The following is a 16999-nucleotide window of genomic DNA, read 5'->3' on the forward strand; positions in this document are numbered from 1 at the left end:
GTATCTGACCATATCGGGCTGCAGCCATGCAGCCTGATATGGAGTGATTCGCGGATAACGGTGAGGAGGGATGGAAGTGAGCACCTTTTTGTTGGAAATCGTAACACCGGACCGCGTCGTTTATTCCGAGCAAGTGAACAGTGTTACGGTGCGCGGGGTAGAAGGGGAGCTGGGCATTTTGCCTGGGCATATTCCTTTCGTAACGCCTCTTCAGATAGCTCCCGTCTATGTGAAGATCGGCAATGAACGCACCCCGTTTGCGGTACAAGGCGGGTTCGTCGAAGTCCGCAAAGATAAGGTTGTCATCCTGGCTGAAAGCGCCGAGCGAGCGAGTGAAATCGATCGGGAGCGTGCAGAAGCCGCGAAAGAGCGCGCGCAAGCCCGCTTGAACGCCAAAGGAAGACAGGACGAAATCGACCATCGCCGCGCAGAGCTCGCTCTGCAAAGAGCGATGAACCGGATTAAGGTAACCCAAGGCTAAACGTAAAGACAGCTTGGCTGCAATGCTATTGCAGCAGGCTGTCTTTTTTATTTTGTGCAAAAAGAGCAGAGAAGCTACCAAAGGTTCAAACCCAGATGCTCAGCTAAGGCTGCTACAGTTCAACCAGCAGCTAAAGTTATGAATCTATGAAAATATGCTGGTATAAGGCACCGAATATCCATAACTTTTGCTAGATTCGCAGCATAAACTGTAGCATCCAATAGGAGAGGGGGGAACTCCAATGGCTATATTGCTTCCGGAACAAATATTCAATCTGGCGCCGAATGTCGGTAAATCCTATTACGAGAACCTGACAGGTGGCGATCCAGCCACCATAACCGTCAACAACTTTTCTGAAGGGGCGGTGGCGCTCGTCATTACCCGCGTCAATGAACCGGTAACCACGTATGTCATTCCGGGATTTAACAGCCTTAGTCTCACAGTAGACAACTTGCTGGTGGCTGCGCTTCTGACGGGAACAGTGCCTGCTTTCGGATCGATTCATATTGCTACGGCAGTATAATTGAAGAAATAAACAGCCGTAATTTCTATGGGAACCTCGAATTGAGGTTCTTTTTTATATACTTGAAATCATGTGACCAATGAATCAGATCAAAGGCTTTTATCATAAAAAAACGACGGGGACAGATTTCCATAATGCGCACAAGGTAAAACGATGAACTGAAAGTAATGGATCGTTTAAACATCCCTAGGCTGCAAGCACTTGAGTGAAAGCAGCAACGTGTTTTGAGCATGCGACTGCTGTCGTCATCCGATATTTACCTATTAAGTAGGAAATAATTTTGTTGAATTATTCCAATATACGGAAAATGAATTGGTCAGAAATGGATAATGAGTTCAAATGTAAGGGATCATACAAAAGTTTAGGATTTAGACGATTATTGAGTATTAGAGGATAAGTTGGCGAGTACAAAACGTAAAAGATACCAAATCCATTCATTACGATTGTACGGTGAATGTTTGTGATAGAAACGTTAAACAGGATTGCGGCTTCAGCTAACCGCATTGGACCGAACATTTAGGGCTCTTGTCGACAATCTTTATTATTTCCGAGGAAATGTCGGATAGAAAGTGCTGGATTCTTCGGTCCGGGCAAAGTATTATAGAAGAGTCGAGCCTTAACGGCAGATAATTGAAGAATGGAGGAGGGAATATGGATCAGGATTTATCCAATTCAATTTCCGGTGCTGTAGGGGTTAACGGATTATTATCCATTGTCGTTTCCCTGGCTTGCATTGCGTTGTCGTGGTGGGCGTTACAACATCTGAAACTGGATTTGGTCGTCCGACATCCGAAGGGACCGCAGGGGAAGCTGCTGCATCTGCTGCTAGCCATCGTACTAGGACGCTTTGTTGCTGAATTTCTAATTGACTATATTACATGGAGTCAAATGATCCGATATATGCTTTAAAGCGAGAGTGAACCGCGTATCATCATCAAGCTTAGGGGACGAATTTTTGAACCGTACATAAGGTTGGGTATTTGTAAATATCTCCCCCTGTTTGAATGGTTGTACGAATGGTTATATCTCTGTTAGGTTGCTTGAAGAAGATGTCGAATAAACACATTTTATTATGTGAACACTGAGGTTAAGGATTTGATCGGGCGGACGATATGACTTCCGGACTATCTTGTTCTCCCGGCAATGGTTACACATTGACAATTGTATGTCAGTCGTGGTACCTTTCGATAGGTCCATACTGCGGATAACAGATGTGTCTTGGAGTGCATCATGAGTTTTCAGTTCCTGGACTAAACGCCGTATCAGATGTCATAAATAGTTCAAAGATCGCTTGTTTAGCGGAAAATAACAATGATAAGATGAAATTTAGGTAATTAGCAAGGAAATGCACTTCAAGTGCGAGTTCAAAAAGTCGGCTTTTCAAGATTCGATGCCGAGTTGCTTCTTGTTTCACTTCGTGATCAAAAGACGATTTTTTGAACAACCTCTACAAATATGCTTGAGGAATATTATGGACGCGGAGGGAAACCATGATGAGCAAATTTATCGTCCGCGGTGGCAAAAGACTGACCGGAAGCGTCAAAGTCAGCGGAGCAAAAAATTCAGTTCTTCCGATCATCGCTGCCTCTCTACTAGGGGAAGTTGGGGAAAGTGTTATTATTGACGCTCCTCCTCTTGACGATGTAATTACAATCAGTAAAGTATTGGAGTCGCTTGGTGCAGGCATTACATATCAGGATGAAGTCATTCGTGTGAATGCAGAGCACATAACGACATGTGAAGCACCGTATGAGTGGGTGCGGAAGATGCGGGCGTCTTTTTTGGTCATGGGACCTTTGCTTGCACGCTGCGGACAAACCCGGATTTCTCTTCCGGGGGGCTGCGCGATTGGCACAAGACCGATCGATCAGCATTTAAAAGGATTTGAAGCACTCGGGGCAGAGATCAGCCTCGGACAAGGATATATCGAAGCAAAGAGCAACGGCAAGCTTCGCGGCGCGAAGATATATCTGGACGTCGCTAGCGTAGGGGCAACGGAAAATATTATGATGGCCGCGACCTTGGCCGAAGGTGTCACGGTTATCGAAAATGCGGCGAAAGAGCCGGAAATTGTCGATTTGGCGAATTACTTGAATGCCATGGGCGCCAAAGTTCGCGGTGCCGGAACCGGGATTATCCGGATCGAGGGAGTCGAACAGCTGCACGGCGTGAAGCATCATGTTATACCGGACCGGATTGAGGCAGGCACGTTTATGGTGGCCGCTGCGATTACCGGAGGAGATGTGTACGTCGAGGGAGCAATTGCGGATCATTTGGGGCCTGTGATCTCCAAAATGGAGGAGATGGGCGTTACGATCCTGCCGGATGAGAACGGGATTCGCGTTATTGCGGACAAACCGCTGAAATCGGTAGACGTTAAGACGCTGCCTTATCCTGGCTTCCCAACGGATATGCAGTCCCAGATGATGGCGCTTCTGCTGGTGTCGGAAGGTACAAGTGTTGTAACGGAGACCGTATTTGAGAACCGCTTCATGCATGTGGATGAGTTCCAGCTGATGAATGCGGAGATCAAGGTTGAGGGACGCTCAGCGATCGTGACCGGCGGAGCTAAGCTGAAGGGAGCCAAGGTGACCGCTACGGATTTGCGTGCGGGAGCTGCTCTGATCCTGGCCGGTCTGGTATCGGAAGGGACGACAGAGGTCGGCGGCGTTCAGCATATCGACCGCGGGTATGTCAATTTGGCCGAGAAGCTGTCGGGCCTTGGCGCAGACATCTGGAGAATTTCCACAGAGGAGCCGGTCACCGAGAAGGCTTCGATGAAGCCTGCGGACGATGCGGAAGACAGCAAGCTGTTTAACGTGCAGCCTACTTGGGCGTAATCACTTCGTTTTGTGAAGACTCTCGAATTCAAGACTCATGAATTTAATATGGGGTAACAAATGGCTTTGCCTTTAGGGGCAAGGCCATTTTTGTTTTGTCCGCCAAAAGTCCGGCAAACCGGGAAAGACGCTTGGTAGTGATCGCAGCTGCAGTTAACGCGCAAGGATTATCTAGGAATGGCTTGGGATGGGAGCAAAAATCAACAGCTTACTCACCCAATCAGGTCGCCCTCCATTTCTCTCAGAACAGTTCTAGCAATTCCTTTCGTCTCATACAGATAAAGTAGAACGTACGAAAGGTAGAAACGAATGCTGGAAGAGCGATGTCAGGAGGGAAACGCAGATGAAAGATTCCAAGTATCGGATGAATGTCCATCTTTCAGATAAGGAGCAAGCGTCAGGTCGAGCGGTACAAGCGAATGAGGATGATGTCCATCCGTATCGTGAGTTTACCGAAGGTGCCGCCGCACCGGTATTGAAGTGGGAGTTCCCGGAAGCCCCTGAGCCGCAGGCCCAGGGAGGCCACGGCCGGCTCGGGGCGGAACCGCCCGAGCCGAGGGTACAGGGGCCGCGCGGGAACCGCGGCCCCGTGTCCGGGCCGGACGCCTCCGGCAAGTCCGGCCAGGCCCTTCGGGCGGCGCAGACGCCGCCGCCCGGCAGCCCCGCTGGCGTACGCGCGCCGCATGGCGCTGCGCCGGACCCCGGCGGGCCGGCGGCTATGCCGCATGGCCCGCAGCCCGCGGCCGGGCCGCCACGCTCCGCGCCGGCGGCGGAAGGCCGCGCCCCCCGCGGGGGCCGCACGTTCCGTTCGCGGCCCCGGGGGCTGTGGCGCCGCGGCTATGCCGCGCGGCGCCGCCCGGCGGCCGGAAGACGGCGGGTGCGCGTGCACCCTGCCGTCTGGGCCATAGCCGGGCTGCTGGCCCTGGCGCTTGCGCTGCCGCTGCTGGTCGTTGCCCCGGGCAACGGCCAGCAGGAGCCGCTCCCGCCGGGCCCGGCGCCCGCACCTTCCGCCGAGCCGCAGGCGGCGGAAGAACCGATGGTGTCCGTCTATTTAACGCGGACGGACACCGTGGAGGAGCTCCCGCTGGAAACCTACCTCGTCGGCGTGCTCGCCGCCGAAATGCCGGCGGAGTTCCAGCCGGAGGCACTCAAGGCGCAGGCGATCGCTGCACGGACCTATATCGTGCAGCGGCTGTTGTCCGGCGACCGCAGCGGCGTGCCGGACCCGAAGGCCGTGGTGACGGACACCATTAGCCACCAGGCCTACCTGTCCCAGGATCAGCTGGAGAAGGAATGGAAGCAAGCAGGGAAGGAAGCGGAGCTGTCAAAGCTCAAGCGGGCCGTGGACGAAACGAAGGGAATGGTTATGACCTACCAGGGAAAGCCGATTACGGCTTCTTTTTTCTCGACAAGCAACGGATTCACGGAAAATTCAGAGGATTATTGGAAGAATGAGATTCCCTATCTGCGAAGCGTTGAGAGCCCGTGGGATATCAAGATTTCACCCAAGTATAAAACGATTGTGACCATGAACCGAGCGGAGTTCATAGATAAGCTAGGGCTTGCGGATGGCGCAATCCCGGTATCGGCAGGCGGGCAGGGGAGCGGTGCACCGATCATAAAGATTCTTTCATATACGGAGGGGCATCGGATCGAGAGACTGAAGGTCGGAGACAAGACGTTTACTGGACGCGAAGTGAGAGAGAAGCTTGGGCTGAAATCCAGCCAATTCAGCTTTAAGATGGTAGACGGAAAGATCGAGATTACGACCTACGGCAACGGGCATGGGGTAGGCATGAGCCAGTACGGGGCTGAAGGGATGGCCCGGGAAGGCTACAAGGCCCAGGATATTCTGAAGCACTACTATACAGGGATTTCGTTTGACCAAACTTCAAATCTTCTCTCTTTAAAAGAGAGTTCATAAAGTCGGATTTTCAGCACCGAGAAGATTGAAGGAAGCCAGGGACTGAGGAGCAGAGCGTACGTTTTAGATACGTGAGCACCTGAAATGTTTCCGCAGGAAACATGCTTCGGAAGCATCTGCATAGGACCGGCCGAATTCAAGATTCGATGCCGAGCTGCTTCTTGATTCACTTCATGATCAAAGGAAGACTTTTTGAACAACCTCTTAAAAAAATAATAGTGAGATAACGTATAAAAGATTTCCCCCCGGTAACAATAGGTTACTGAGGTGATTGCAAATGAATGAACAAAACAAAAATACTAAACCCCACGAAGAAGCTCCTAAAACTGTGCAGGGAGATTCGTCGGCAACGTCGTCTTCGTGGAAGAAAGCATTATCCAAACGGTGGGTGTTCCCGGCAGCATACTTAGCAGCAGCGGCAATTATACTAACCCTCGTGTGGGTCTACCAGGACGCCAGCCAAAAAACGCTGAAGCCACAAGGGGAAAGCAGCACCGTATCTGAATCGGTAGTAGGTTCGGAGACGCCGGCTGCGGAAGGTAAAGACGGAGAAGCTGTGGAAGTAACTGCAAATGCGCAATCGATGATCTGGCCTGTAGCGGATGACGTTGCGGTAAGTGTAGTCAAGCCTTACTTTGATGAGGAGTCCCCGGAAACGCATCAAGAGGCGATGGTGCAATATAACGACACCTTCAGCCCGAACCTGGGGATTGATCTGGCCACAGCCGACGATCAAGCGTTTGAAATCAGAGCCGCGCTTTCCGGTAAAGTGACACGCGTGGAGAACCATCCGCTGAACGGCAACGTTGTGGAAGTTACATCGGGTGACACGAGAACCGTGTACCAAAGCTTGAATGAGGTGAAGGTTTCCGAGGGCGCTGAAGTGAAGCAGGGCGATGCGATTGCTACCGCCGGCCGCAACGAGCTCGAGAAGGACCTTGGTAATCATCTGCACTTCGAGGTATACGAAGGCGATAAGCTGGTGAACCCGGAGAAGCTGCTCCCGCAAAAATAAGTTGGATATTAGGCTAAAGGCGCCCACCGCGCTCGACACCGGACAGGATCTTGATCCTGTCCTTTTTTTATCTTCTTGCAGGTTCCCAGACAGATAGCCGACAGCATAAGGGAGAAGATGCGCGGTTACGCATAAACGACTGGTCGGTTCTTTTACGAATAAGTTTCGGGGAAAGGCATATGCGGCCTTGAACTTCCCGCGGCAAGTTAACCAGTGCACGGCCGACGCTCCAAGCTGCCGTGAGGCAAGTCCAACCCTTGCTGCGCCATGCCTTTTCGTGCTTTTGGCACGGCTGCGCCCCGGCATGTCCAGAAAATAAATGGGTCTGCTTAAGCTTGTCAGCCCGTGAAACCGCGAATATCCCGTCATGCCCCTCATATAATGTACCAAACTATCCACACAGTAGGGAGGCGGGAGCGTGCACGATTACATCAAAGAGCGGACCATTAAAATCGGACGCTGTATCGTGGAAACGAGGCATACGGTTCGAACCATAGCCAAAGAATTTGGCGTGTCCAAAAGCACGGTGCATAAGGACTTAACCGAACGTCTGCCGGAAATTAACCCGGATCTGGCGGATCAGGTGAAGCACATTCTCGAATACCACAAATCCATCCGCCATCTAAGAGGCGGGGAAGCCACGAAGATCAAGTACAAAAAAACCGGCAGCAATCGTGAACCGGTGGCCACGGCAAAATCCTGAGAAATAGTGCTTAGGTCGCTAGAATGACGTTGAATCCCTCCCCTAAAGTATGATATGTTAAATGCTGGTATAGGATCGAATCATGGGACCTGCCTTGCCGTAAATTATCATGGATTGCTGGATATTGTCGATTGAATATCGGGGCAGTGAATGAGGACTCTTTACCATAAAATAACACTTTGGGGGCTTTTCATGATGTTGAGCAAGGATATAGGAATCGATCTAGGGACGGCAAACGTGCTAATACACGTTAAGGGGAAGGGGGTAGTGTTAGACGAACCTTCCGTAGTCACGATTGAGACCGACATGAAGAGGGTCCTTGCGGTCGGTGAGGAAGCTCGGCGTATGGTCGGACGCACTCCCGGCAACATTACGGCGATCCGCCCGCTGAGGGACGGGGTCATCGCCGACTTCGAAATAACGGAAACGATGCTGAAGTACTTTATTGATCGCGTAGGGGCGCGCAGCTGGCACAGCCGGCCCCGTATCCTGATCTGCGCGCCGACGAATATTACGTCGGTGGAGCAGAAGGCGATTCGGGAAGCGGCTGAGCGCAGCGGCGCCAGAGATGTGTTCCTGGAAGAAGAGCCGAAGGCAGCGGCCATCGGCGCTGGCATGGATATTTTTCAGCCTAGCGGTAACATGGTTGTGGACATTGGGGGCGGCACGACAGATGTGGCCGTCCTGTCCATGGGCGATGTTGTCACCGCTTCTTCGATTAAAGTCGCGGGGGACAAGTTCGACGAAGCGATCACGAAGTACATTAAGCATAAATATAAATTATTGATCGGTGAACGTACGGCGGAAGATCTCAAGGTTGCGATCGGCACCGTTCGTCCGGGGGGACGGCAGGCAGAAATGGACATCCGGGGGCGGGACATGGTATCGGGACTCCCGTTAACGGTAACGGTATCCTCCGAAGAGGTCCAGGAAGCGCTATGGGATCCGGTATCCTCGATCGTGCTGGCTGCCAAGTCCGTATTGGAACGCACGCCGCCGGAGCTGTCGGCTGACATTATCGACCGCGGCGTCATTTTGACAGGCGGGGGCGCACTGCTTCACGGATTGGACGAGCTGCTCACGGAAGAGCTGCGGGTGCCGGTTCTCGTTGCGGAGGATCCGATGCACTGTGTGGTTAAGGGAACGGGCATTATGCTGGATAATTTGGACAAGGTCGTTAAGAAAAAGTTCTAACCTTCCGATATTAATATACATGGACAAACGTATGAGATACTGCAAGGAGTAGAATGAGCCGGAAAAACGGTAGTGGTCGCCTTGGTGACCGGGTTTCAGCCTTGTTGAAATGATAAGATTAGAAATTCGGGAGCAACAGCGATTGCAGGAACATTTTACGGACTTGCCCTATGATATGGAAGGAAGTGTCTTCATTGCTAAGAGGACTTTATACCGCAGCTTCGGGGATGATGACCCAGGAGCAGCGCCACAATACCGTAACCCAGAATATTGCGAACCTGAACACGACTGGCTATAAGGCCGTCAATAGCGTGCAGCGCTCATTCCCGGAAGTGCTCGTCTCGATGATCGGCGGAAACGATCCTTCCCAAACGAGCCGGAAGCTCGGCAAGTTCAACACCGGTGTCTATGCGGAGGAGAGCATCTCCTTATATACCGAGGGAGCTTTGCGCGAGACCGGGAAAAGCACGGATTTTGCGCTGGTGTCATCCTTCAGCGTCGAGAATCCGGCCACGGGGGAAAATGTTGCTTTCGATGCCTCGGGACGATATGTAGACGAGAATGGGGACGTTATTTACCGGCCGGAAGGCTTTTTCACCGTTCGGAACGAGAATGGCGATATCCGCTACACCCGCAACGGCAGCTTCCGGGTCAGCCCGGATGGCAGCCTGCTGAGCGAGGCCGGTTATCAAGTGCTGGATAACAATAACACACCGATTGTATTGACAGGCTCGGCCCGTAACTTTACAGTGGATGAGCAAGGGCAAATCATAGACGCGGACGGCAATGGGACAGGCACCTACCTCGGCATCAGCATTGTAAGCGAGCCTCATGGCCTAATCCGGGAAGGAAACGGCGTGTTTCGCATGAACGATCCTGACGGAGAGGTCCGTTTCATGACGGCTGCGGATAACGGAGAGATCCGTCAAGGCTTCATCGAGGGTTCTAACGTGGACCCGACGCAATCGATGGTGGAATTGAATGCCGCGCTGCGGGCGTATGAAACGAATCAGCGGATCGTGCAATATTACGATAAGACGCTGGAGAAGGCCGTAAACGAGATTGGCCGAGTCTAGCATTGGCCATGACTCCAATGGTCAGACCGCGGCTATCGTGTCAGGATTAGGCAAGCCTACAGGAGGTAAGGAATGAACAACTCCATGATTAGTGCCATGGTCTCGATGAATGCGCTCCAGCAGCGGCTGGATGTGATTGCAGACAATGTGGCGAACGTAAATACAGTCGGCTATAAGAAGCGGGAGGCGTCTTTCGAGGATGTTCTAACCCAGGTACAGCAGCATCATCAGGATTTTGACCGGCCCGGGCGCGCGACGCCGCTAGGCTATACGCTTGGCTACGGGATGCGGTTATCCTCCCTCGAGATGAACATGGATCAAGGGGCTCCGCGGGAAACCGGCAACCCGCTCGATCTGATGATTGAGGGACAAGCCATGTTTGCCGTTCAGGCAGGCGAAACGGTCGTCTATACCCGGGAAGGTGCTTTTGATGTTTCTCCGGATCCGAACAACGCCGAGAATGTGCTGCTGGTGAATTCCCAGGGCTATCCGGTGCTGGACGTTGCCAATCGTCCGATTTCGCTGCCGGCTAACGGCAAGGTTGCAGTCAATGACAATGGGCAGATCATCCTGGAGAGGGGTGGAACCCGCTCGGTTGCAGCTGCATTAAAGCTGGTCGAGCTGAATCGTCCCGAGGGACTTGTATCCATAGGGGATAATCAGTTCGTGCTCGGTAATGGGCTTGCCGAAGGGGACGTATTCGACCTGACTCCGCGGAATCCGGTTGATCCGGCAAGATCGAAGGTCCTGTCCGGCTATGTAGAGCAGTCCAACGTCGACCTGACACAGGAAATGACCAAAATGATGGAAGTTCAGCGGGCTTATCAGCTGGCTTCGCGGGCACTCAGCTCGAGCGACACTATGATGAACCTTGCCAACACTATGCGAGGGTAGGTGGGCATCATGAGCGAACCGAAAAGCGGGGCGAAACGTGAAACCAAGAAGGAATCCAAAAGTAAGGAAGCAGCGAAGCCGCGCTCCAAAACTTCCGGGTGGAAAATTGCCGTACGGATCATGATCCCGATTTTGCTCATATTGGCATTGTTTGGCGGCATGACATTCGGCTATGTTGTGCTGGGCAAGCAAGAGCTTAGCGAAGTGTTTAAATGGGACACTTGGAGGCATGTATTTGACCTGATTTTCGCACCGTAGCCGGTGAAGCAGGTCATGGAAATAATGTGTTAATATAAGCTGAAACTCCCAATCCGGGAGTTTTCTTTTTTTAGGGTAAAACGGTATAATGGGATGGGACTTGCAATAGGTCCTTTATCTGCGGAAATTCGCACATGAGTAAAAAGGGCCTTCTCCGCAGCGACAAAGCCTCCTGCGAAAAAAGCCCCTTATGTGAAACCTTCACTTCTGCAGTGGTGAAGGATATCATCATTTTTTCCGCAAGCCCGTTTTTTTATGCATCCATGAAAAGAAAAGCTCACCTTAGACTTCAACGAATGAAGGTTTACCCTAATGCCCGCTGCCGATGATCATGGCGTCAAAGACAGCCATCATTCCGAGGCCTGCGTTTTCAAATGCAGTGCTTGGCGGGTACGTACATAAGGAGGATTTTGAAGAATGTTGAATATTAAACAGATTCAAGAGATTATTCCGCATCGCCCCCCGTTTCTGCTTGTTGATAAAATTGTGGAGATCGAGGACGGCAAGCGCGCGGTCGGTATTAAAAACGTCACGATCAACGAGCCGTTCTTTGTCGGCCATTTTCCCGAATATGCCGTAATGCCGGGCGTGCTTATTGTGGAGGCGTTGGCGCAGGTCGGTGCGGTCGCTATTCTCAACGTGGAGAGCAACCGCGGTAAGCTGGGCTTTCTGGCGGGAATCGACGGCTTCCGTTTCCGCGGTCAAGTCGTGCCGGGGGATACGCTCCGATTGGAGGTTGAAATCATTCGCCTGAAGGGCATGATCGGAAAAGGAAAAGCGACAGCAACGGTCGACGGACGCGTGGTTGCCGAAGGGGAAATTATGTTCGCGCTTGCGGACAAGGAATAACCCATGCAGTGCGGATTCAAAAAGTCGGTAGTCCAGCATGACTCCTCTATGTTCATTTTCTGATCAGAGGACGACTTTTTGAACAGCCTCTTGCAGACAATTCTTGCTTGAAGGGAGATATTTTTTCATGTCAGAGATGAGTCAGAGAACGAAGGACACGGTTCAGCGCTGGTTAAACGACCCTTATGTCGATGAAGAGACAAAGCGGGAGCTCCGTGCACTGGAGAATGATACCCGTGAGCTGGAGGAGCGGTTCTACCGCGATCTGGAGTTCGGCACAGGCGGACTTCGCGGCGTGATCGGCGCCGGCAGCAATCGGATGAATAAATATACGGTAGGACGCGCGACGCAAGGCTTCGCGCAATATATTCTGGATACCCATGGTCAACAGAAAGAGAAGCCTTCGGTCGTCATCGCTCATGATTCAAGGCATTTCTCGCGGGAGTTTGCGCTCGAGGCCGCTCTGGTGCTTGCCGGTAACGGCATTGTAGCCAAGTTGTATCCGTCGCTGCGCTCCACGCCGCAATTATCGTTCAGCGTCCGTCATTTGGGTGCCTCGGCAGGTATCGTTATCACGGCAAGCCATAATCCTCCGGAGTATAACGGCTACAAGGTTTACAATCAGGAGGGAGGCCAGCTGGTTCCGCATGAAGCGGAGAAGGTCATCGCCCTGATCCAGCAGGTGGATTCCTTTGCCGCCGTGAAGAAGCTTTCGAGGGAGGAAGCGGAAGCGCAGGGACTGCTCGTATGGCTTGGCGAAGCTGAGGATCAAGCCTTCATCGATACGGTTGCTGCCGTTTCCGTTAATCGGGAAGCGATTGCCTCCCGGCTTGCCGATGATTTCAAAATCGTGTTTACTCCGCTGCATGGCACGGGGCATGAGCCGGTTAAACGGGTCCTCGAGACGATCGGATTCAAGCATATTTATGTGGTGCCTGAGCAGCAGCAGCCGGATGCCGATTTCTCCACGGTGAAATCTCCGAATCCGGAGGAGCGCGAAGCGTTTACGCTGGCCATGAAGCTTGGCGAGGAAGTCGGCGCCGATATTCTGATCGGTACCGATCCCGATGCTGACCGTATGGGAGCCGTAGTCAAGAACCGTCAAGGAGAATATGTCGTGCTGACCGGCAATCAGTCCGGTGCGATCATGATTCATTATCTGATGAGCCAGCTGAAGGAAGCAGGCAAGCTGCCGAACAACGGGGCGGTTATCAAGACGATCGTGACCAGCGAAATGGGCGCAGCCATTGCCGAGCATTACGGTGCAACGGTGCTGAATACGTTGACGGGCTTTAAGTATATCGGCGAGAAAATGACGCAGTTCGAGCAGTCCGGCAGCCATACGTTCTTGTTCGGCTATGAGGAAAGCTACGGCTACCTCGCAGGCAATTATGCCCGGGATAAAGACGCGGTGCTGGCCTCCATGCTGATTTGCGAAGCGGCCGCTTACTATAAAGGACAAGGAAAGACCTTGTATGATGTCCTCCAGGAGCTGTACGAGCAATTCGGTTATTTCCTGGAAAAGCTCGAGTCCCGGACCTTGAAAGGGAAGGATGGCGTAGCGCAAATCGCGGCAAAAATGTCGGATTGGCGAGACAATCCTCCGCAGGAAATCGGCGGCATCAAGATCGAGCAGGTGCTTGATTACGCGAACGGATTGGACGGCCTGCCGAAAGAAAATGTACTCAAGTACTTGCTTGAGGACGGCTCCTGGTTCTGCTTGAGACCATCGGGCACCGAGCCGAAGATTAAGGTGTATTTCGCGGTTCGCGGAGCTTCCGCTGCAGATGCGCAGCAGAAAATTCAAACGCTGGTTGAGCATGTAATGGCCCGCGTCGACGCTTGATGGATTAAATGATAAAAAAAACGAATTTAGAGATGGACAAACTTAGGATAACAGCGAAGCGAATGGAGCGTATGCCGGTCGATTAAGGCATCGCTTTTCGCTTTGCTAACCCTGTAGGTTCAATGAGGAGGTACTTTCGTGGTTCAGAAATGGAAACGCTGGAACACGGCAGCCCGAAAGTGGCTGTGGATTCTGGTTGTTCTGGGCGTTGCAGCGTCGCTGCCGGTTGGCTATGACCGGCTGCAGACAGAATCAACATCCAAGAATGTAGAGCTGGTATTTGATTACCGTGATTTATTGGATGTGTCGGTATACCAAGCCAAGCCGGAGGATTTCATATCCGAGCAGCTGGATCGTTTGAAGGAAAATGGCGTTATGAGCATGGCTCTCTACGAGAGCACGCTGGACGAGCTGGTGAAATCCCGCCGAATTACCGTGTATGACGCGCAGCAAGCAGCGGATTTAACCGGAACGACGATTTCGCCGAATGAGAACTTTACGTACATCGCGTTTAATAGCGAGGAGAGCGCAGTTCTGATTAAGCCGATCATTGAGGAGACCTATTCGAGACTGGGGATTCCGGTGAGAGGATGGAACAATGAACATGCGGTGGACGGTCTCGTTCTTGAAACGCCACGCTCTAATGCAATCATTAAACCGATGACTCCGGATCCGATAACGATTGCGATGCTGCGGGACAAGGGCTTTACCATAGTGCCGCGTCTATCCGACAGCCTGCCGTATGACGAGGCTTACGTCGAGCAGCTGATGGCGTATTTCTCCGATATCGGCGTCAAGCGGATTTTGTTCGAGGGCGATGCTGCCAAGGGCTTCAATGATAATGCCGATAAGAAGAGTCTGGATGCCTTCGGTAAACTCCTGAATCAGTATAATATCGGCCTCATTGCTATCGAGAACATTAAGCGTCCGCAAAAAGGATTTACCCAGCTTGCTTATATGACGGATTATAACGTCACCCGTATTTATTCCCTCAGTGAGCGGGATGCTAATCTTGACCCGGAAACCATCGGGGACCGGTTTGCGCTCGCATCAAAGGACCGGAATATCCGCATGTTTTATTTGAATGCCGAGCCGAGCCGGGACATGACCAAAGCATCGATCACCCATCCGATGGATAATTTGATCGACGCATTGACGGGTACGGGGCAAGCGATTCAGAAGATGGAAGACAACGGATTTACGATGGGGCTTGCAGAGCCGTTTAAAGTCACCGACTCCTCCATGCAGCGTTACTTTAAGCTTGGAGCGGTTATAGGCGCAATCGCCCTGATCACGCTGATGATTTCGTATTACATCCCTTTCCTGACGGTACCGGCTTTCTTGATTGGCTTGGTTGGCAGCGCAGGTCTGTACGTCCTCAAGCCTACCTTGCTCGAGCAGGCGCTCGCTTTGTTTGCCGCCATCAGTGCGCCGACCGTTGCGGTCATACTGGCCATTCGGAAGGTCAACGATACGCAGAAGATCATTCCGGACATGAGCGCAGGTCGAAGAGTGTCGCATTCCATTGTTTTGCTGGTGAAAACAACGATCATATCGCTCGCTGCAGTTCCGGTCGTGGTTGCGCTGCTGAACAATGTAACGTATATGCTCGTTCTGGATCAGTTCCGCGGCGTAAGCCTTCTGGCGGCGGCACCGATCGCTTTGATCGCCGTGTATGTCGTGTTATACCGGGGCGGATCTACGTACAGCTCGATTCAGAAGCTGCTTAAGGCACCGATTACGCTCACATGGGTGATCGCAGCCGGCATCGTTGGAATCGTGGGCATGTACTACTTAAGCCGGACCGGCAACGCGGGCGCTGTTTCTCCGATCGAAATGGCCTTCCGCTCGTTCCTGGAGAACACGTTTGGGGTTCGCCCGCGGAACAAGGAATTTTTGCTGGCCCATCCCATGATGGTTCTTGGCGTCTTCCTGTCCTTTAAATACCGCCATGCGGTCTACCTGCTCGTTATTGGCGTTATGGGGCAGCTGTCGATGGTCGGAACGTTTACGCACATTCATACGCCGATCTATATTTCGGCGATTCGCGTGGTGCTCGGCCTCGGACTCGGCCTGATCATCGGTTTGATTGCGATTGCGGCGTGGCAGATACTAGAAAGGATCTGGAAACGATGGTCACCACTACTTCTAAGACGTTAGTCATTTCCGGATATTACGGATTTAAAAACAGCGGCGACGAGGCCGTGCTCAAGTCGATTTTGACCGCGCTCGAGCAGGAAGGGCAGGCTGCCGGCGTGACGATCAACCCGGTCGTGCTCTCAATCGATCCCGAATGGACCGAGGCGACGTACGGCGTGAAGTCCGTACACCGGATGAAGCTGGGCGAGGTCAGGCAAGCGATCAAGGAGAGCGATGGTTTGATCAGCGGGGGAGGCAGTCTTCTGCAGGATGCGACCAGTCCGAAGACGATTCCTTACTACCTTGGCATTTTGAAGATTGCCCAGTGGCTGGGAAAACCGACGTTCATCTACGCACAGGGCGTCGGACCGGTCAACCGAAAGCTTTTCCATCCGATGATCCGTTCGGTGTTCCGCAAATGCTCTTATATTTCTGTTCGCGATACCCAGTCGGGCGAGCTTCTTCAGACGATGGGCATATCGGCGGAAGCGATCCAGGTCGTTCCCGATCCGGTCATGGGTCTGCCGCTTTCGGGGGACAAGCAGGAGCATGGCCTTGGAGCCCAAGATGCTGCGCTGCAAGGCGCTCAAGCTGAGCGAAGCGCAGCGGATGAAGGACAAGCTGCTCTGCTCGAGGCTGATCCGCCGGCGTCCGGTGCAGGAGCAGTCGCTGGTCAGGTAGATCAGGGTGACGGCCATCTTCCGACGATCGGAATTTCGGTTCGCCGTTGGCACCCTGAGCTCAAGGAGCTTCAGAGCATCGCGGACGGACTGAAGAAATTGGCTGCGAGCCGAAAGGTGCATCTTCGCTTCCTTCCGTTCCACAAGCCGGATGATCTGGAAGCCTCCCGATATATAGCCGAGCTGGTCGGCGATGTCAGGTCGAACGGCTCCGAGATCAGCTATTATGTAGAGGAGCAGCAGCCCCAGGATATGCTGAGGGAGGTCAGCCGATGCGATGTGGTGCTCGGCATGCGTCTCCACAGCTTGATCTATGCGGCGAACCGGCGTGTGCCGCTGCTGGGCATCTCCTATGATCCGAAGATTGACCATTTTTTGAAACGGCTGGGCTGCGAGCCTGTCGGAAGCAGCGAGGCCTTGGATCCGGATCGGCTGAAGAGCGAGATTGCAAAGCTGCTTGACGGCGGCCGTGCCTGGGTGACGGAACACGAAGCACTCATCGCCGAGTTGAAGCGGGAGGCCGCTCTGCCGGCCCGACGCATCGTCGAATATTTACGCCACAGAGGATGATTAGATC

Annotated in this window: 15 protein-coding genes; all 15 read left to right on the plus strand. The window is 52.8% G+C overall.

Annotation, left to right across the window (positions count from 1 at the left end; all coding sequences use genetic code 11):
• The first annotated feature begins 76 nt into the window (after positions 1 to 76).
• The 15 genes from BBD41_RS16555 to csaB all read left to right on the plus strand — a co-directional run bounded on the left by BBD41_RS16555 (position 77) and on the right by csaB (position 16992).
• On the plus strand, positions 77 to 481 hold the full coding sequence (locus BBD41_RS16555; RefSeq protein ID WP_077568440.1) for a F0F1 ATP synthase subunit epsilon: 405 nt from the start codon (positions 77 to 79) through the stop codon (positions 479 to 481).
• A 241-nt stretch (positions 482 to 722) separates the two neighbouring features.
• On the plus strand, positions 723 to 1004 hold the full coding sequence (locus BBD41_RS16560) for a hypothetical protein (protein WP_077568439.1): 282 nt from the start codon (positions 723 to 725) through the stop codon (positions 1002 to 1004).
• 651 nt (positions 1005 to 1655) lie between these two features.
• Complete coding sequence (locus BBD41_RS16565) at positions 1656 to 1913, plus strand: DUF1146 family protein (RefSeq protein WP_077568438.1); 258 nt, start codon at positions 1656 to 1658, stop codon at positions 1911 to 1913.
• 584 nt (positions 1914 to 2497) lie between these two features.
• Entirely contained in the window at positions 2498 to 3844 is a 1347-nt protein-coding gene (murA, locus tag BBD41_RS16570; protein WP_167393026.1) for a UDP-N-acetylglucosamine 1-carboxyvinyltransferase, read from the plus strand.
• A 343-nt stretch (positions 3845 to 4187) separates the two neighbouring features.
• Positions 4188 to 5768, plus strand: a complete 1581-nt coding sequence (gene spoIID, locus BBD41_RS30305) for a stage II sporulation protein D (protein WP_237086816.1) — start codon at positions 4188 to 4190, stop codon at positions 5766 to 5768.
• Positions 5769 to 6045: 277 nt separating this feature from the next.
• Positions 6046 to 6783 (plus strand): M23 family metallopeptidase, encoded by a 738-nt coding sequence (locus BBD41_RS16580; protein ID WP_099478240.1) that lies wholly within the window; start codon positions 6046 to 6048, stop codon positions 6781 to 6783.
• Positions 6784 to 7201: 418 nt separating this feature from the next.
• On the plus strand, positions 7202 to 7486 hold the full coding sequence (gene spoIIID / locus BBD41_RS16585) for a sporulation transcriptional regulator SpoIIID (protein WP_009594246.1): 285 nt from the start codon (positions 7202 to 7204) through the stop codon (positions 7484 to 7486).
• A gap of 195 nt (positions 7487 to 7681) precedes the next feature.
• Positions 7682 to 8680, plus strand: coding sequence for a rod shape-determining protein (mreB, locus tag BBD41_RS16590; protein WP_189636132.1), 999 nt, complete (start codon positions 7682 to 7684; stop codon positions 8678 to 8680).
• Positions 8681 to 8874: 194 nt separating this feature from the next.
• Positions 8875 to 9756 carry a flagellar hook-basal body protein gene (locus BBD41_RS16595; RefSeq protein ID WP_077568434.1) on the plus strand — a complete coding sequence of 294 codons (882 nt, stop codon included), beginning with the start codon at positions 8875 to 8877 and terminating at the stop codon, positions 9754 to 9756.
• A 72-nt stretch (positions 9757 to 9828) separates the two neighbouring features.
• On the plus strand, positions 9829 to 10650 hold the full coding sequence (locus tag BBD41_RS16600) for a flagellar hook-basal body protein (RefSeq protein WP_099478241.1): 822 nt from the start codon (positions 9829 to 9831) through the stop codon (positions 10648 to 10650).
• 9 nt (positions 10651 to 10659) lie between these two features.
• Positions 10660 to 10908, plus strand: a complete 249-nt coding sequence (locus BBD41_RS30120) for a DNA-directed RNA polymerase subunit beta (RefSeq protein WP_077568432.1) — start codon at positions 10660 to 10662, stop codon at positions 10906 to 10908.
• A 417-nt stretch (positions 10909 to 11325) separates the two neighbouring features.
• Complete coding sequence (fabZ, locus tag BBD41_RS16610; RefSeq protein ID WP_007133270.1) at positions 11326 to 11757, plus strand: 3-hydroxyacyl-ACP dehydratase FabZ; 432 nt, start codon at positions 11326 to 11328, stop codon at positions 11755 to 11757.
• Between the two features lie 127 nt (positions 11758 to 11884).
• Complete coding sequence (locus BBD41_RS16615) at positions 11885 to 13603, plus strand: phospho-sugar mutase (protein WP_099478242.1); 1719 nt, start codon at positions 11885 to 11887, stop codon at positions 13601 to 13603.
• A 138-nt stretch (positions 13604 to 13741) separates the two neighbouring features.
• Positions 13742 to 15763, plus strand: a complete 2022-nt coding sequence (locus tag BBD41_RS16620; RefSeq protein ID WP_077568430.1) for a DUF5693 family protein — start codon at positions 13742 to 13744, stop codon at positions 15761 to 15763.
• Positions 15736 to 16992, plus strand: coding sequence for a polysaccharide pyruvyl transferase CsaB (gene csaB / locus BBD41_RS16625; RefSeq protein ID WP_077568429.1), 1257 nt, complete (start codon positions 15736 to 15738; stop codon positions 16990 to 16992). The genes BBD41_RS16620 and csaB overlap by 28 nt, the downstream gene beginning before the upstream one ends.
• Positions 16993 to 16999: the final 7 nt, after the last annotated feature.

It is taken from the genome of Paenibacillus ihbetae (genome assembly GCF_002741055.1).
Classification (GTDB): domain Bacteria; phylum Bacillota; class Bacilli; order Paenibacillales; family Paenibacillaceae; genus Paenibacillus_AQ; species Paenibacillus_AQ ihbetae.

What these genes read in the sequence shown, in the direction of transcription:
- BBD41_RS16600 (WP_099478241.1), top strand. Translation starts at nt 9,829, where the DNA reads ATGAACAACTCCATGATTAGTGCCATGGTCTCGATGAATGCGCTCCAG.
- BBD41_RS16565 (WP_077568438.1), top strand. Translation starts at nt 1,656, where the DNA reads ATGGATCAGGATTTATCCAATTCAATTTCCGGTGCTGTAGGGGTTAAC.
- BBD41_RS30120 (WP_077568432.1), top strand. Translation starts at nt 10,660, where the DNA reads ATGAGCGAACCGAAAAGCGGGGCGAAACGTGAAACCAAGAAGGAATCC.
- murA (WP_167393026.1), top strand. Translation starts at nt 2,498, where the DNA reads ATGAGCAAATTTATCGTCCGCGGTGGCAAAAGACTGACCGGAAGCGTC.
- mreB (WP_189636132.1), top strand. Translation starts at nt 7,682, where the DNA reads ATGTTGAGCAAGGATATAGGAATCGATCTAGGGACGGCAAACGTGCTA.
- fabZ (WP_007133270.1), top strand. Translation starts at nt 11,326, where the DNA reads ATGTTGAATATTAAACAGATTCAAGAGATTATTCCGCATCGCCCCCCG.
- BBD41_RS16615 (WP_099478242.1), top strand. Translation starts at nt 11,885, where the DNA reads ATGTCAGAGATGAGTCAGAGAACGAAGGACACGGTTCAGCGCTGGTTA.
- BBD41_RS16580 (WP_099478240.1), top strand. Translation starts at nt 6,046, where the DNA reads ATGAATGAACAAAACAAAAATACTAAACCCCACGAAGAAGCTCCTAAA.
- BBD41_RS16560 (WP_077568439.1), top strand. Translation starts at nt 723, where the DNA reads ATGGCTATATTGCTTCCGGAACAAATATTCAATCTGGCGCCGAATGTC.
- spoIID (WP_237086816.1), top strand. Translation starts at nt 4,188, where the DNA reads ATGAAAGATTCCAAGTATCGGATGAATGTCCATCTTTCAGATAAGGAG.
- csaB (WP_077568429.1), top strand. Translation starts at nt 15,736, where the DNA reads ATGGTCACCACTACTTCTAAGACGTTAGTCATTTCCGGATATTACGGA.